General features: G+C 65.9%; 18 protein-coding genes and 2 tRNA genes. 13 read left to right on the forward strand and 7 right to left on the reverse strand.

Features of this window, described 5'->3' with window-relative positions; genetic code table 11:
• Positions 1–8: 8 nt before the first annotated feature.
• Both slmA and ACI48D_RS06530 read right to left on the reverse strand, forming a co-directional pair.
• Complete coding sequence (slmA, locus tag ACI48D_RS06525; protein WP_435570406.1) at positions 9–587, reverse strand: nucleoid occlusion factor SlmA; 579 nt, start codon at positions 585–587, stop codon at positions 9–11.
• Positions 588–618: 31 nt separating this feature from the next.
• Positions 619–1,401, reverse strand: a complete 783-nt coding sequence (locus ACI48D_RS06530; RefSeq protein WP_435570407.1) for an HAD-IA family hydrolase — start codon at positions 1,399–1,401, stop codon at positions 619–621.
• 130 nt (positions 1,402–1,531) lie between these two features.
• Here ACI48D_RS06530 and ACI48D_RS06535 point away from each other — a divergent pair, with 130 nt between their 5' ends.
• Positions 1,532–2,422, forward strand: a complete 891-nt coding sequence (locus ACI48D_RS06535; RefSeq protein WP_435570408.1) for a TraB/GumN family protein — start codon at positions 1,532–1,534, stop codon at positions 2,420–2,422.
• A 222-nt stretch (positions 2,423–2,644) separates the two neighbouring features.
• On the opposite strand, the gene ACI48D_RS06540 is transcribed toward ACI48D_RS06535, so the two are convergent.
• From ACI48D_RS06540 to argB, 3 genes are all read right to left on the reverse strand, one after another.
• A tRNA-Asp gene (locus ACI48D_RS06540) sits at positions 2,645–2,721 on the reverse strand.
• Positions 2,722–2,724: 3 nt separating this feature from the next.
• Positions 2,725–2,799, reverse strand: a tRNA-Thr gene (locus ACI48D_RS06545).
• A 42-nt stretch (positions 2,800–2,841) separates the two neighbouring features.
• Positions 2,842–3,750, reverse strand: coding sequence for an acetylglutamate kinase (argB, locus tag ACI48D_RS06550; RefSeq protein WP_435570447.1), 909 nt, complete (start codon positions 3,748–3,750; stop codon positions 2,842–2,844).
• Between the two features lie 129 nt (positions 3,751–3,879).
• On the opposite strand from argB, the gene ACI48D_RS06555 reads away from it, so the two are divergent.
• Positions 3,880–4,095 (forward strand): cysteine-rich CWC family protein, encoded by a 216-nt coding sequence (locus tag ACI48D_RS06555; RefSeq protein ID WP_435570409.1) that lies wholly within the window; start codon positions 3,880–3,882, stop codon positions 4,093–4,095.
• A 10-nt stretch (positions 4,096–4,105) separates the two neighbouring features.
• On the opposite strand, the gene ACI48D_RS06560 is transcribed toward ACI48D_RS06555, so the two are convergent.
• Positions 4,106–5,209, reverse strand: a complete 1,104-nt coding sequence (locus ACI48D_RS06560) for an extracellular catalytic domain type 1 short-chain-length polyhydroxyalkanoate depolymerase (protein ID WP_435570410.1) — start codon at positions 5,207–5,209, stop codon at positions 4,106–4,108.
• Positions 5,210–5,317: 108 nt separating this feature from the next.
• Here ACI48D_RS06560 and ACI48D_RS06565 point away from each other — a divergent pair, with 108 nt between their 5' ends.
• The 4 genes from ACI48D_RS06565 to ACI48D_RS06580 all read left to right on the forward strand — a co-directional run bounded on the left by ACI48D_RS06565 (position 5,318) and on the right by ACI48D_RS06580 (position 7,912).
• The gene (locus ACI48D_RS06565) at positions 5,318–5,755 is read left to right on the forward strand and encodes a thioesterase family protein (RefSeq protein WP_435570411.1); all 438 of its coding nucleotides are present in this window, start codon (positions 5,318–5,320) and stop codon (positions 5,753–5,755) included.
• Positions 5,752–5,943 carry a DUF1289 domain-containing protein gene (locus ACI48D_RS06570; RefSeq protein ID WP_435570412.1) on the forward strand — a complete coding sequence of 64 codons (192 nt, stop codon included), beginning with the start codon at positions 5,752–5,754 and terminating at the stop codon, positions 5,941–5,943. The genes ACI48D_RS06565 and ACI48D_RS06570 overlap by 4 nt, the downstream gene beginning before the upstream one ends.
• A complete protein-coding gene (locus ACI48D_RS06575) occupies positions 5,943–6,848 on the forward strand; it encodes an MBL fold metallo-hydrolase (RefSeq protein ID WP_435570413.1) in 906 nt (301 codons plus the stop codon). The genes ACI48D_RS06570 and ACI48D_RS06575 overlap by 1 nt, the downstream gene beginning before the upstream one ends.
• 104 nt (positions 6,849–6,952) lie before the next feature.
• Positions 6,953–7,912: an NAD(P)H-dependent flavin oxidoreductase gene (locus tag ACI48D_RS06580; protein WP_435570414.1), complete on the forward strand. Its 960-nt coding sequence runs from the start codon at positions 6,953–6,955 to the stop codon at positions 7,910–7,912.
• 102 nt (positions 7,913–8,014) lie between these two features.
• On the opposite strand, the gene ACI48D_RS06585 is transcribed toward ACI48D_RS06580, so the two are convergent.
• The gene (locus ACI48D_RS06585) at positions 8,015–8,626 is read right to left on the reverse strand and encodes a hypoxanthine-guanine phosphoribosyltransferase (protein WP_435570415.1); all 612 of its coding nucleotides are present in this window, start codon (positions 8,624–8,626) and stop codon (positions 8,015–8,017) included.
• Positions 8,627–8,821: 195 nt separating this feature from the next.
• Here ACI48D_RS06585 and ACI48D_RS06590 point away from each other — a divergent pair, with 195 nt between their 5' ends.
• From ACI48D_RS06590 to ACI48D_RS06620, 7 genes are all read left to right on the forward strand, one after another.
• Entirely contained in the window at positions 8,822–10,651 is a 1,830-nt protein-coding gene (locus tag ACI48D_RS06590) for an aminopeptidase P family protein (protein WP_435570416.1), read from the forward strand.
• 1 nt (position 10,652) lies between these two features.
• On the forward strand, positions 10,653–10,919 hold the full coding sequence (locus tag ACI48D_RS06595; RefSeq protein ID WP_435570417.1) for a hypothetical protein: 267 nt from the start codon (positions 10,653–10,655) through the stop codon (positions 10,917–10,919).
• Positions 10,916–11,689, forward strand: coding sequence for an MgtC/SapB family protein (locus tag ACI48D_RS06600; protein WP_435570418.1), 774 nt, complete (start codon positions 10,916–10,918; stop codon positions 11,687–11,689). The genes ACI48D_RS06595 and ACI48D_RS06600 overlap by 4 nt, the downstream gene beginning before the upstream one ends.
• A gap of 13 nt (positions 11,690–11,702) precedes the next feature.
• The gene (locus tag ACI48D_RS06605; RefSeq protein WP_435570448.1) at positions 11,703–12,281 is read left to right on the forward strand and encodes a DUF924 family protein; all 579 of its coding nucleotides are present in this window, start codon (positions 11,703–11,705) and stop codon (positions 12,279–12,281) included.
• On the forward strand, positions 12,281–13,123 hold the full coding sequence (locus ACI48D_RS06610; RefSeq protein WP_435570419.1) for a Rossmann-like and DUF2520 domain-containing protein: 843 nt from the start codon (positions 12,281–12,283) through the stop codon (positions 13,121–13,123). Before ACI48D_RS06605 ends, ACI48D_RS06610 begins: the two co-directional genes overlap by 1 nt.
• 27 nt (positions 13,124–13,150) lie before the next feature.
• A complete protein-coding gene (locus ACI48D_RS06615) occupies positions 13,151–13,528 on the forward strand; it encodes an MAPEG family protein (protein WP_435570420.1) in 378 nt (125 codons plus the stop codon).
• A gap of 77 nt (positions 13,529–13,605) precedes the next feature.
• Positions 13,606–13,968 (forward strand): hypothetical protein, encoded by a 363-nt coding sequence (locus tag ACI48D_RS06620; RefSeq protein ID WP_435570421.1) that lies wholly within the window; start codon positions 13,606–13,608, stop codon positions 13,966–13,968.
• Positions 13,969–13,970: the final 2 nt, after the last annotated feature.

A 13,970-nucleotide genomic window follows, 5' to 3' on the forward strand; every position in this document is an offset into this window, starting at 1 on the left:
TCATGCGCTCAGGCGGCCAGCAGCAGCGACAGCTGCAGGGTGCTGTTTTCCGCCGGATGCTGGCGGAACCCGCTCTTGGCGTAGCGGTGCCAGCGTCCGGTCACGTAGGACACCAGCAGGCTGGCGCGCGCGACGACGTCTTCCTCGCGGCCGTGGCCCTGGGTGACAGCCACCCGCAGCGCGCCCTTGAACGCCAGCTCGACCTTGTCGTAGAACTGGTTCATGCGCAGCTGCAGGCGTTCGTCCTCGCCGACCAGGGCGTCGCCGATCAGCACCCGGGTCATGCCGGGGTTGTTGGCGGCGAACGAGAGCAGCATCTGCAGCATCGCATGGGCCTGGGCCACGCCATCGTCCTCGCGTTCCGTGATCTGGTTGCACACGCCGAACACGCTGGACTCGATGAATTCGATCAGTCCCTCGAACATCTGGGCCTTGCTGGCGAAGTGGCGGTACAGCGCCGCTTCCGACACCGACAGCTTCGCGGCCAGCGCCGCGGTCGTGATCTTCTCGCCCTTCGGCTGTTCCAGCATCGCCGCCAGGGCCTGGAGGATCTGCAGTTTACGTTGGCCCGGCTTGGTGCTTGCCATGTGGTCGCGTTTCCGTCTGATGGTTCGTGGTCTATGAGCGCAGCCGGCGCAGGTGCGACGGCAGCTGAAGCACGGATTTTACTTTGACATCGACGTAGGCGGGTCGTTTTAGCATCTTCGGCAGAGGGGATTTACCGCTCGGATCGCTCATGCGCAGGTATTGCGTGACCCAGGCCGTGCGCACGCCGACGCGCTTGGCGTGCTTCAGGTTGACCAGGGTGTCCTCGACCAGCACGCAGCGGCGCGGGGCCAGGCCGTGCTTGCGCAGCAGGCGCCGCAGCATCAGCGTCGACGGCTTCGGGCGCAGCTGGCGGTGCACGTGCATGTCCTCGATCGCGATGTGATGGGAAAAATGGCGCTGCAGGCCGATGTGGCGCACCACCTCGGTCGAATACGCGGTCGGCGCGTTCGTCAGCAGGATCTTGCGGCCGGGCAGACGCCTCAAGAGGCGCGCCAGGCCGCGCTCCCAGCGCACCATCTCGCGCAGGGCGTGCAGATCGTGGGTCTCGCGCAGGAAGTCGGCGGCGTCGACCTGATGGTGGCGGATCATGCCGAGCAGGGTTGCGCCGTAGCGCTTCCAGTAGCCGAGCCGGGCCGCGTTCACCGCTTCCTGGCTGGCCGGCGTAGTGCCGTCGCCGAGCACGCGCGCGATGTAAGTGTTCATGTTGGCGCTGATCGCCGGAAAGATGGCGTGAGACGCGTCGTGCAGGGTGTTGTCGAGGTCGAACAGCCAGACAGGGGAGGAAGGTATAGGCACGGCAAGCTTGGTCGGGAAAGGCAGCCTTGCATTATATCGGCACCGGCCGCCGCGCATTCCTCATGAGGCATTTCTATTTTGTTATGTGAGAACGCGCACAGAGTAACTGATGAGTGTCTCCATAATCGAACAGGAAGCGCGATTACCCGAATCGAATGCCGATGAGCAATTTAGCTGCGAGGAAAAAATGCGCCGCCCCCTGTTTGCCCTGTTGTGCAGCCTGTTTTGGCTGGTCGTTCCCACCGTCTCGGCCGCCGAGCGCGGCGCCCTGTTCCGGGTCAGCCTGGAGGGCCACGACATGTACCTGTTCGGCACGCTGCACGTTGGCTTGCCAGAGTTCTATCCGCTCGAGCCCCGCATCGTCGAGGCCCTGAACCAGTCGTCCACGCTGGCACTCGAGATCGACCCCGCCCAGCCGCAGCGTGAACTCCAGCGCGTCTTGCACGCCCGCGGCATGCTCGAACCCGGCGCGGTGGGCTACGACAGCATGGATCCCGATCGCCGCTCCCTGCTCGACAGCCTGATCGTCCAGGGCGGCTACGATCCCACCAACGCCAGGAAGTTCAAGCCGGTGCTGCTGGCGACCCTGCTGACGATGGCCGAATACACCAAGCAGGGCTACCGCAGCGACCTGTCGAGCGAAGCCTGGCTGGCCCGGCATGCGCGCGCAAACGCCACCCGCGTGCTCGAACTCGAATCGCTGGACCGCCAGCTGTCCATGCTCGACCGCCTGTCGGTACCCGAGCGCTGGCGCTTCCTCGACGAGATGATGGGCACGATCGAATCCGGCGCGCAGCGCGTCGAAGCACGAGACATGGTGCAGGCCTGGAGCAATGCCGACCGCGCCGCGCTCGACCGCATCGCCATGCGCTGCGATGCAGATACCAGCGTGTCCGGGAAGTTCGTGACCCAAGTCTTGCTCAAGGAGCGCAACCGCGGCCTGGCTGACGGCCTCCTGAACCTGCTGCGCCAGGAAAAGCGGACCTTTGCCGCGATCGGCGTGCTGCACCTGCTGGGCAAGGGAAGCGTGCCGGAGCTGTTGCAGGCGAGGGGCGTGAGCGTAGAACGAATCTACTAAGAACCTATCCCAGTAGGGAATGAGTCATTGCTGGCGCGCCTGACAAGCGGGTGCTGCGTTGCTCGTCGTTGCATGGCTTGCCATGCGGCCTCCTCGCGCCTTGCCCGCGCTTGCCATGCATCGCTATCAACTTCCTCTTCCCTACTGGGATAGGTTCTAAGCGACACGGCAGAGCCCGAAAAAGAAAAAAGGCCCGACAAGTCGGACCTTTTTGCTTAATTCTGGCGGAGCGGACGGGGCTCGAACCCGCGACCCCCGGCGTGACAGGCCGGTATTCTAACCAACTGAACTACCGCTCCAGATGGTGCCCTTGACGTGGATTGAACACGTGGCCTCTCCCTTACCAAGGGAGTGCTCTACCACTGAGCTACAAGGGCATCGCTACTTCGTTTCGCAGCGACTTGAATCGCTGCAAAATTTCAGTGAGACCGGATCATAGTGCCAAAGGCCTGTTCGGTCAAGACTTCCAGCAACAAACTGTGCTCAATGCGCCCGTCGATGATGTGCACGGTGTTGACGCCGGACTTGGCGGCATCCAGTGCCGACGAGATTTTCGGCAGCATGCCGCCGGAAATCGTGCCGTCCGCAAACATCTCATCGATCTCGCGCGCCGACAGGTCGGTCACCAGATTGCCCTGCTTGTCCTGTACGCCGGCGATGTTGGTCATCATGATCAGCTTTTCAGCTTTCAGGATTTCCGCGATCTTGCCGGCGACGACGTCGGCGTTGATGTTGTAAGCCTGGCCATCCTGGCCGAAGCCGATCGGCGAGATGATCGGGATGAAGGCGTCATCCTGCAGGGCTTTCACCACGGCCGGATTGATTGCCTCGATTTCGCCGACGAAGCCGATGTCGAGGAACTCGCCCGGATTGTCCTTGTCGGGCATCGACATCTTGCGTGCACGGATCAGGCCGCCGTCCTTGCCGGTCAGGCCGACCGCCTGGCCACCGTAGTGGTTGATCAGCATGACGATGTCCTGCTGGACTTCGCCGCCCAGCACCCACTCGACCACTTCCATGGTCTCTTCGTCGGTGATGCGCATGCCTTGCACGAAGGTGCCCTGCTTGCCGATCTTTTTCAGGGCGTTGTCGATCTGCGGACCGCCGCCATGCACCACTACCGGGTTCATGCCGACCAGCTTCAGCAGGATGACGTCGCGTGCGAAGCCGTGTTTCAGGCGTTCGTCGGTCATCGCGTTGCCGCCGTATTTGATGACGATGGTTTTTCCGTGGAAATTACGGATATAGGGAAGTGCTTCGGCCAGGATCTGCGCCTTGATCTGCGGCGAGACCGCAGTCAGGTCGTTCTTCTGGTCGTCGCCCGTCATTGAGCTCAGCGTAGCGTTCATTGGGGGTCCAAAAAGAATTTGCGAGATTTTACAGGCAAGCGCCCGTCGCAGTGCGCATTATAAAGGCAGCTTGTTGTATTTTCCGGCCCATCGGGCTAAGGTGGGCCCATGAGCACATGTACGCGTTGCGGCGCCGGCTTCGGCTGCGCCATGGTCGATGGTAGCGACAGCCCCTGCTGGTGCACCGCGCTGCCGCCGGTGGTACCCGTTCCGGTGCCGTCCGGCGCTGGGCAGCCTGCGCCCGGCTGCTGGTGTCCCGCCTGCCTGCGTCAGCATATCGCGCAACAGGCTGGAGCGTCGCCAGACAGGCCTGGCGCCGAGTGAACACTGTCCCTCAACGCCGGGTGCGGAAGAAGCGCATCATCTCGCGGCTCGCGTCCGGTCCCTTGGCGTCGGTATAGGTGCCGAGGACATTGCCGCCCGACCAGGCATGGCCGAAACCGTGTACCAGCCAGTGTTCGGCGTGAATCGTGCCGTCCGGATGGCGGTGCACGGTGCGCGTGTAGGCGTGGCCGTCGGGCACGTGGCCCGGCTCGACCGCGGTTTGCTCCTTCGCGTGGCGGCGCCGGCGCCGGATCAGTTCTTCGCCGTTGGCCGGGTGCACCGTGGTGTCCTGGTCGCCGTGGAACACGATGATGGGCAGCTCGCGCACTTTATTTCCCTTGGGACGGCGGAAATCGCCCTTCATGGCGGCCATCGCCGTCGGCAGGTCGTGCGCGGCCGCGAACGGCAGGCCGGAATGCACGCCCACCGCCGCGTACAGCTCGGGATACAGCGTGCCCAGGATGGCCGACATCGCACCGCCGGCCGACAAGCCCGCCACGAACACCTGTTCCGGATCGACCACGTAGCGCGCCATGAGGTCGCGCGTGAGCCCGGCGATGATCGACGGTTCGCCCTGGTCGCGCCGCTGGTCGACCGCGTTGAACCAGTTCCAGCAGCGGTGCGCGTTCGCCTGTTGCGACTGGGCCGGGTACACGACCAGGCAATTCCACTCCTCGGCCAGCGCGTTCATCCCGGTACCGAGGGCGAAGTCGTCCGGATTCTGGGTGCAGCCGTGCAGCATCACCAGCAGCGGAGAAGGCTGGCCGGCATAGGTGCTCGGCACGTACAGCTTGTAGTCGCGGGTGCCGGCCTCGTTGGTGTACGAGCCGTCGATGAAATGGCCGGGCAGGCCGATCGCGGCTGCGCCGCTGGACAGCGGCGGCGCGTTGAAGGGATTCACGGACTGGCCAATACGGCTCAGGCCGGCCAGCATGTCGGAGGCCGAATCGAAGTTGGCCTGGTTCGACGCCGGCATCTGCTGTGCCGCCGGATGCATGCTGGAGGCGGTCTTGATCGATTCCCGCATCATGCTGCGGGCGACGGAAGGACCGCGGCGCATCAGGGAACGGGTGGCGGCGCGCATTTGCGCGAATAACTTGTTGCTTAAGGACATCGGCCCTCCTTGTGATTCGACTTGGTGCCTCAGTCTTGGTCTGCCAGCTTGCGTCAACCTGACAGGTGACGCAAGCGTAATCCGTCCGGATACGGTAATCTGCGCGGCATGAGTCCAACATTACAGCCGGGCATCCGCTTCGAGTGGCATTACACGGTACCCGAGCGCGCCACCGTACCGCAGCTCTATCACGATACGGCATTCTGCCGCGACATGCCGGATGTGCTCGCCACCGGCTATATGGTCGGGATGATGGAGCTTGCCTGTGTGCATGGCATGATGCCCTACATGGACTGGCCGCGCGAACAGAGCCTGGGCACCATGGTCAGCTTCCAGCACCTGGCGCCGACGCCGCCCGGCATGACCCTGCACGTGAAGGGCGAAATCATCGAGGTCGACGGCCGCCGCGTACGCTTCAGGGTCGAGGCCTGGGACGACGCCGAACGCATCTGCGAAGGCATCCACGAACGCTGCGTGATCGATCCGGCGCGTTTCAATGCGAAATTGGCGCACAAGATCGAGAAAACCGAGAAAGCGGTGTCATGAATCCGGAACAGCAAACGCCCGTCCCATCCCCCTGCATCAACGTGTGCCGGATGGTGCCCGCAACCGGCCTGTGCGAAGGCTGCCTGCGCACGATCGACGAGATCGTCGCCTGGGGCCGTGCCGACGACGACTACAAGCGCGCAGTATGGGCCGAGATCCGGCGCCGCGAAGCGCAGATCTTCGACTGATGCGGCTGCCTGCGTCGATGCGGGTGTTCGAGCGCGGCTGGCTGTCCGCCAACAACATCCTGTTCATCGGCCGCGACCAGACGACCCTGGTCGACAGCGGCTACGTCACGCATGCGCCGCAGACGCTGGCGCTGGTGCGTCACGCGCTCGGCGGCCTGGCGCTGGACCGCATCGTCAACACCCATCTGCACTCCGACCACTGCGGCGGCAATGCCATGCTGAAGGAAAGCTTCGGCTGCCGCATCGCGATTCCGGTGGCCGAGGCCGACAAGGTCCGGGCCTGGGACGAGGAGGCGCTGAGCTACCGTGCCACCGGCCAGCAGTGCGCGCGTTTCACGTTTGACGAGACGGTGTCTGCGGGCGAGGTGCTGGCGATGGGCGATCTGTCCTGGCAAGCCTTGGGCGCGCCGGGCCACGACCCGCATGCGCTGCTGTTCTGGTGCGAGGAGGAGGGCATCCTCATTTCCGGCGACGCCCTGTGGCAGAACGGCTTCGGCGTGATCTTTCCGGAACTGGCCGGCGAGCCCGGTTTCGAGGAAGTGCGGGCCACGCTCGACCTGATCGCCACATTCCGTGCGCGCCTGGTGATTCCCGGCCACGGCGCGCCGTTTACCGATGTCGAGGCCGCCCTGCAGCGCGCCTACGGGCGCCTGGACTACCTGGCGGCCGATCCGGTCCGTAACGCGGAGAACGGCGTGAAGGTGCTGCTGAAATTCCTGCTGCTCGCGCGCCGCGACATTCCGCTGGCCGAGGTGGAGGCCCTGTTCGAGACGGTGCCGCTGCTGGTGCTGGCGCGCGCGCGTTTCCTGCCGCGTCCGCCGGCCGAGCTGGCACGGTGGGCAGTACGGGCGCTGGAGAAGGCGGGCGCGGCGCGGCTGCACGGCGATGTGCTGGTCGACGCCTGAACGCCGGAATTAGAACCGAGTATCTAGCACGATCGTGCTTTTTTACCTCTATAATCGAACAGCTGGTCCGATCAACCCCATTGCAACTCTTCACGAGAACATCCATGGCCCTGCCTCCCGTCCTGCAAAACCTTTCCTTACCCGTCATCGCGTCGCCGATGTTCATCGCCAGCGGCCCCGCGCTGGTGGCTGCGCAGTGCAAGGCCGGCATCGTCGGCTCCTTCCCGGCCCTGAACGCGCGCCCGGCCGAGCAGCTTGACGTCTGGCTGACGGATTTGCAGCGCGAATTGGCCGCGTACCAGGAAGCGCACCCGGATAAAAAGGTCGGGCCGATCGCCGTCAACCAGATCGTGCACCAGTCGAACGACCGCCTCGCGCATGACGTCGAGGTCTGCGTGAAGCACCAGGTGCCGATCATCATCTCCTCGCTGCGCGCGCCGCCGCAGGAAATGCTGGATGCGGTGCACGCCTACGGCGGCATCGTGCTGCACGACGTGGTCTCGATCCGCCACGCCGAGAAGGCCCTGGAAGCGGGCGTCGACGGCCTGATCCTGGTCGCGGCCGGCGCCGGCGGCCATGCGGGCGCCCTGTCTCCGTTCGCGCTGGTGGGGGAGGTGCGCAAGTTCTTCGATGGCCCGATCGCCCTGTCCGGCGCGATCGCCACCGGCGACGCGATCCTGGCGGCGCAGGCGATGGGCGCCGACCTCGCCTACATCGGCTCGCGCTGGCTGGCGACCAGGGAATCGAACGTCAGCGAGGCCTACCGCGACGCCATCGTCGGCTCCAGCGCGGCGGACATCGTGTACACGAACCTGTTCACGGGCGTGCACGGCAACTACCTCAAGAAATCGATCCTGGCGGCCGGGCTAGATCCGGAGAATCTGCCGGTCTCGGACAAGAGCAAGATGAGTTTCGGCTCCGGCAGCGCCAAGGCCTGGCGCGACATCTGGGGCGCGGGGCAGGGCGTGGGCCTGATGGATGACGTGCCGACGGTGGCGCAGATGGTGGAGCGCCTGACGCAGCAGTACCAGGCGGCGCGGGAGCGGCTGCGGCTGCCTCGTTGACGTCGTCCCGCGAAGGCGGGGATCCAAGTTCGGCGATCAGTGCAAACGTGTGCCACGGCCCAACCTCAACTTGGGTTCCCGCCTGCGCGGGAACGACGTTCCTTAGGCCGGTGGTCCTTCTTTTTCATCCTCCACCTGCTTGTCCTCTTCCTTGATCACCCACAGCCCCGGCAGGTTACGCCAGTAGCCATGCGCATCCATCCCGAACCCGACCACGAACTTGTTCGGGATGGTCAGTCCCACGATATCGGCCTGCACCGGCTTCCGGCGGCCCAGTTCCTTGTCGGCGAACACGGCCAGGATCACCTCGGCCGCGCCCATGTCCAGCAGGCGCTGCTTCACGTGGGCGAGCGTCTCGCCTTCGTCGAGGATGTCGTCGACCACGATGATGGTGCGGCCCGCCACGTTCTGGCGCGGGATCACCTTCCACACCACCTCGCCACCACGGTCCAGGTCGCCGTAACGGGTGACGTGGATGTAGTCGAACTCGAGCGGGAAAGTCAGTTGCGGCAGCAGGTGGCCGGTGAACACCACCGCGCCGCCCATCACGCCCAGCACCAGCGGGAAGGCGCCGGTATCGTCGGTGTCGAAACGCTGGTTGAGCACCTCGGCGACGTTGCGTACGGCGGCCTGGACGGTGTCGGCACTGACGAGTTCTTCGGCGCGGGCGAGGAGTGCGCGGGCGCGCGTGTAGTGAAAATCCTGTTCTTGCATGGTTTATTGTAGGAAAAAGAATTCAATACGGATTATCCGCCAGAATGCTTCGGGCTGCGATTCGCTTGGTTCGTAAGATCAAGGGATTGATGTTCCAGAGCAATGAGGCGCCTGCGCCACATCCGGGCAGAGGCGCGTATGATACGCAGCTTGGAGAATCCACAACACACGAGCATCCCCGATATGCCTGCAACCATGTCCGCAACCACGCCAAGCACCGACACCACCGGCCTGCGCGCCGAACGCCTTGCCCAGCTGCGCGCCGCGATGGCGCGCCACCAGGTCGACGCCTTCATCATCCCTTCCGCCGATCCGCACTTGTCCGAATACCTGCCCGGACGTTGGAAGGGCCGCGAATGGATGTCGGGCTTCACCGGTTCGGTCGGCACCTTCATCGCCACCAAGGATGTTGCCGGCGTCTGGACCGACGGCCGCTACTATACCCAGGCCGAGCAGGAGCTGGCGGGCACCGAGATCCGCCTGATGAAGATCCCGTCGGGCGCCAGCCTGCTGCACATCGACTGGCTGGCCGAGACCATGCAGCCCGGCCAGACCGTCGCCGTCGACGCCCGCGTGCTGGGCCTGGCCGTGGCGCGGCTGCTGGAAGACGCACTCACAGCGCGCGGCGTCAAGCTGCGTACCGACCTCGACCTGCTGGACGAGATCTGGAGCGACCGTCCGGGCCTGCCGCCCGAGGCCGTATTCGAGCACGAGGCGCCGCATGCGACCACGCCGCGCGCCGACAAGCTGCGCGCCACCCGCAACGCGATGGCCAAGCTGGGCGCCGAGCGCCACTTCATCTCGACCCTGGACGACATCGCCTACCTGTTCAACCTGCGCGGCGCCGACGTCAGCTACAACCCGGTGTTCGTCGCCCATGCGCTGGTCGAGCCGTCGAGCGCGACGATCTTCGTGGCCGAGGGCAAGGTCCCGGCCGCGCTGCGCGAGCGCCTGCAACAGGATGGCGTGCGCGTCGCGCCGTACGAGCAGGCGGCGCAAGCCCTGGCCGCGCTGCCGGCCGGGAGCAGCCTGTTGCTCGACCCGCGCCGCGTCACCGCCGGCATGCGCGCCGCCGTCCCGCAGGGCGTGCGCGTGGTCGAGGCGATCAACCCGACCACCTTCGCCAAGTCGCGCAAGCTGCCGGCGGAAGCCGACCACGTGCGCGACGCCATGGAACAGGACGGCGCCGCGCTGTGCGCCTTCTTCGCCTGGCTCGAATCGACCTTGCTCGACCAGAAGCGCGCGCCGCTCACCGAAGTCATGATCGACGAGCAGATCACCGCCGCGCGCGCGCGCCGTCCGAACTTCATCAGCCCGAGCTTCGGCACCATCGCCGGCTTCAACGCCAACGGCGCGATCATGCACTACCGCGCTACCCCGCAGAACCACGCCGTGATCGAGGGCGACGGCCTGCTGCTGATCGACTCCGGCGGCCAGTACCTGGGCGGCACCACCGACATCACCCGCGTAATTCCGGTCGGCACGCCGTCCGCCGCGCAAAAGCGCGACTTCACGCTGGTGCTAAAGGGGATGATCAATTTGTCGGTGGCGCGCTTCCCGCGCGGTACCAAGGGCCCGATGCTGGACGCGCTGGCGCGCGCGCCGATCTGGGCCGCCGGCATCGACTACGGCCACGGCACCGGCCACGGTGTCGGCTACTTCCTCAATGTGCACGAAGGCCCGCAGGTGATCTCGCCGACCGCCATGCCCGAGCCGCATACCGCGATCGAACCGGGCATGATCACCTCCAACGAACCGGGCATCTACCGCCCCGGCCACTGGGGCATCCGCATCGAGAACCTGGTGCTGGCCCAAGTGGTCGACACCACGGAATTCGGCGAATTCCTCGGCTTCGAGACCCTGACACTGTGCCCGATCGACACCCGCTGCATCGACATGACCCTGATGCGCGGCGACGAGGTCGCGTGGCTGAACGACTATCACCGCAGCGTGCGTGCGCGCCTGCTGCCGCTGGTCGACGGCGCCGCGCGCGACTGGCTCGAACAGCGTACCAAGGAGATCTGAGATGGCGGCCGGCGTCCGTTCCACCCGCGCCAGCGCCGCCGTCGAGCGGCTCAAGAGGCGCACCGGTACCACGACGTATTCGATGGCACGCACCGGCGACGGCCACTTCTTCCTGGCCGAGCGGGCCGGCGCACCGCCGCTGTGCCCACCGATGGAGCTGGATGACTTCGTGAAATTCGTCGACGGCCTCGGGCCGCAGCCGGAAAAGCGCATCACCAAGAACGATGCCGCTTTCGAAAAACAACTGGTGCGAAAGAAGCAGCCTTGAATCCACCCGCATCGCCGGGTTCCGTGCTGAGCTTGGCGGACCTGGTCAATCTTTATTGGTCGCATGCCGAACTGCAGACCAATGCCCTGGTCCTGCTGCACCTGCTCGGCGCGCTGCTGCTGGGGCTCCTGGTCGGCTACGAGCGCTCCTACCACGGGCGCGCGGCCGGCATGCGTACTTATGGCCTGGTGTGCATGGCATCGTGCGCGCTGACCATCATCGCCGGCTACCCGAACTCCTGGTACGGCGGGCATGGCGCCGCGGTGGCGCTGGTCGATCCGACCCGCGTGATCCAGGGTGTGGTCACCGGCATCGGCTTCCTCGGCGCCGGCGTGATCATGCGCTCGGGTTTCAACATCAGCGGACTTACGACGGCGGCCTCGATCTGGGCCTCGTCGGTGATCGGCATCATGGTCGGCGTCGGCTTCTACATGGCGGCGATGGGCCTGGCCTTCTTCTCGGCGATGATCATGATCTACCTGAACCGCGCGGTCAGCATGCTGCCTTCGCGTCAGGCGGTGGCGGTGACGCTGCGTTTCAAGCCCGGCGTGCGCCCGGAGGAAGACGAGCTGCGCAAGCAGGCGCTGGAGCGCGGCTACGAGATCGCCGGCGGCTCGCTCACCATCGGCAGCGACAAGGGCTGCCAGGAGTGGCGCTTCGTGGCGCTGGCGCTGGCCAACCATGCCGGCGCGCCGCTGTCTTCGCTGGCCACCGAGCTGTCGGGCCTGGAGGGCGTGGATGGCTTCCTGCTGTCGCACGCCCGCAACTGATAGGGACATGACGATGAAAGCCCAGGACGTACTCGATTTCTGGTTTGGCGCTCCCGGCAGCGAGGCCGCCAACCAGCCGCACCGCGAATGGTTCGTCAAGAGCGACGCCTTCGACGGCCAGATCCGGCAGCGCTTCGGCGCCGCCATCGACCAGGCCGTCGCCGGCGGCCTGCGCGAATGGGATGCCGAGGGGCCGCAGGGTGCGCTCGCGCGTATCCTCGTGCTCGACCAGTTCACCCGCAACGCCTGGCGCAACACGCCGCGTTCCTTCGAGGGCGATCCGCTGGCGCTGGCCGCGGCAAAGCACCTGGTCGACAGCGGCGCATACAAGGAATTGCCTCCCTTGCAGCGCGCCTTCGTCTACATGCCGTTCGAGCATGCGGAGGACGCGTACATGCAGGAGCGTGCGGTCGAGCTGTTCACGATGCTGGCGGCCGAACATCCGGGCTTCGACGAGATGCTCGACTACGCGCACCGCCACCGCGGCGTGATCGCGCGCTTCGGCCGCTTCCCGCACCGTAACGAGATCCTCGGCCGCGCCTCGACGCCCGACGAGATCGAATTCCTGCGCCAGCCCGGCTCGCGCTTCTGATGGCGGCACTCCTGAACATCGTCGGCGCCGGCCACGTCGGCCGCGCGCTGGGCCGCCTGTTTTACGCGCGCGGCGTGTGGGCCGTGCAGGACGTGCTGACCCGCTCGCACGGCAGCGCGCAGGCGGCGGTGGATTTTATCGGCGCCGGCCACGCGGTCGATGCCGTCCAGGCGCTGCGTCCGGCGGCCGTGTGGATGCTGGCGGTATCGGACGACCGTATCGCCGGGGTGGCGCGCGAACTGGCCGCGCGCGATGACTGGCAAGGCGCGGTGGTATTCCACTGCAGCGGCGCGAAAGCGTCGTCCGAACTGGCGCCGCTGCGCGCGGCCGGCGCCTTCGTCGCCAGCGTGCATCCGGTGCGCAGCTTCGCCGATCCGCAGCAGGTGGCCGCTGCCTTCGACGGCACCTTTTGCGGCGTCGAAGGGGACGCGGAGGCGCTGGCGGTGCTGAATCCGGCCTTCGAGGCGATCGGCGCGCGCGTGGTGGCGATCGATGCGCGCGCCAAGACCGTGTATCACGCGGCCTCGGTATTCGCCTCGAACTACCTCACCACGGTGCTCGACGCCGCCCTGCGCGCCTACCAGGCGGCCGGCATCCCGGCCGAGGTGGCGTGCGAGCTGGCGCGGCCGCTGGCGACGGAAACCCTGGCCAACGTGTTCCGGCTGGGGCCGGAGACCGCACTGTCCGGCCCGATCGCGCGCGGCGACACCGCCACCGTGGCGCGCCAGCAGGCCGCCGTGAACGCCTGGGACCCGGCCACCGGCGCGCTGTACGAGGCGCTGGCGGCCGCCACCTGGGACCTGGCGCGGCGCCGGGACGCTCAGCATGACCCCCAAGCATAAATTTTTCTTATCCATGAAGGAGACTGCATGCACTTGACCGCGTGGGCGACCCTGGCCGTTCTCGGCGTGTATTTCTGGACCGGCGTGATGGCCGGCTGGGCCAGGAGCAAATACAAGGTGCCGGCGCCGGGAATGGACGGTCCGCTGCCTTTCCAGAGCGCGCAGCGGGTGCAGGCCAACACCCTCGAGCAGCTGCCGCTGGTGCTGGCGCCGCTGTGGCTGTGCGGGACCTATCTGGGCGACACCTGGGCGGCGGCCGGCGGCCTGCTGTGGTGCGTGGGACGCATCGTGTATGCACTGGGCTATTACCGCGACCCGAGCAAGCGCGAAGCCGGCTTCATCATCGGCATGCTGGCTTGCGGCGCCCTGGTCGCGGGCAGCGCGCTCGGATTATTGTTGCACTAGAGCAAAAGCTCGATGCCGTTTCGTGACAAAGTTCCTATAGTGCAATAAGCTGCACGTCTACGACCACGGAGGATCGCATGCTGTTCTTGAAGAGTACCAGCGTCACCAAAGCACCCGGCGTGTACGAAGTTGATGTTGCCGCCAAACCGCCGGGCAAGACCTTCGGCGTGTTCCTCGCGACCGACCCCGACAATCCGCCGAACGCCATGCTGACCGCGCTGCAAGAACTCGGCTTCGCGCACACCTATCAACAAAGCTATGTCCACAAGGACAAAGGCAAGGTGCTCGACCTGCATTTCCAGAAAGACGGCACCGACCTGTTCAAGGGCTGGAAGAGCGAGGAATGCGCGAGCAACCTGGCTGCCCTCGACAGCCTGTTCGGCAACTTCGGCATTAGCGTTACCCCACGCGTGATGAGCCTGGCCGAAGCCTACGCCTGAAC

Origin of the sequence: Massilia sp. LXY-6 (assembly GCF_051233485.1) — a bacterium.
GTDB lineage: Bacteria > Pseudomonadota > Gammaproteobacteria > Burkholderiales > Burkholderiaceae_D > Telluria.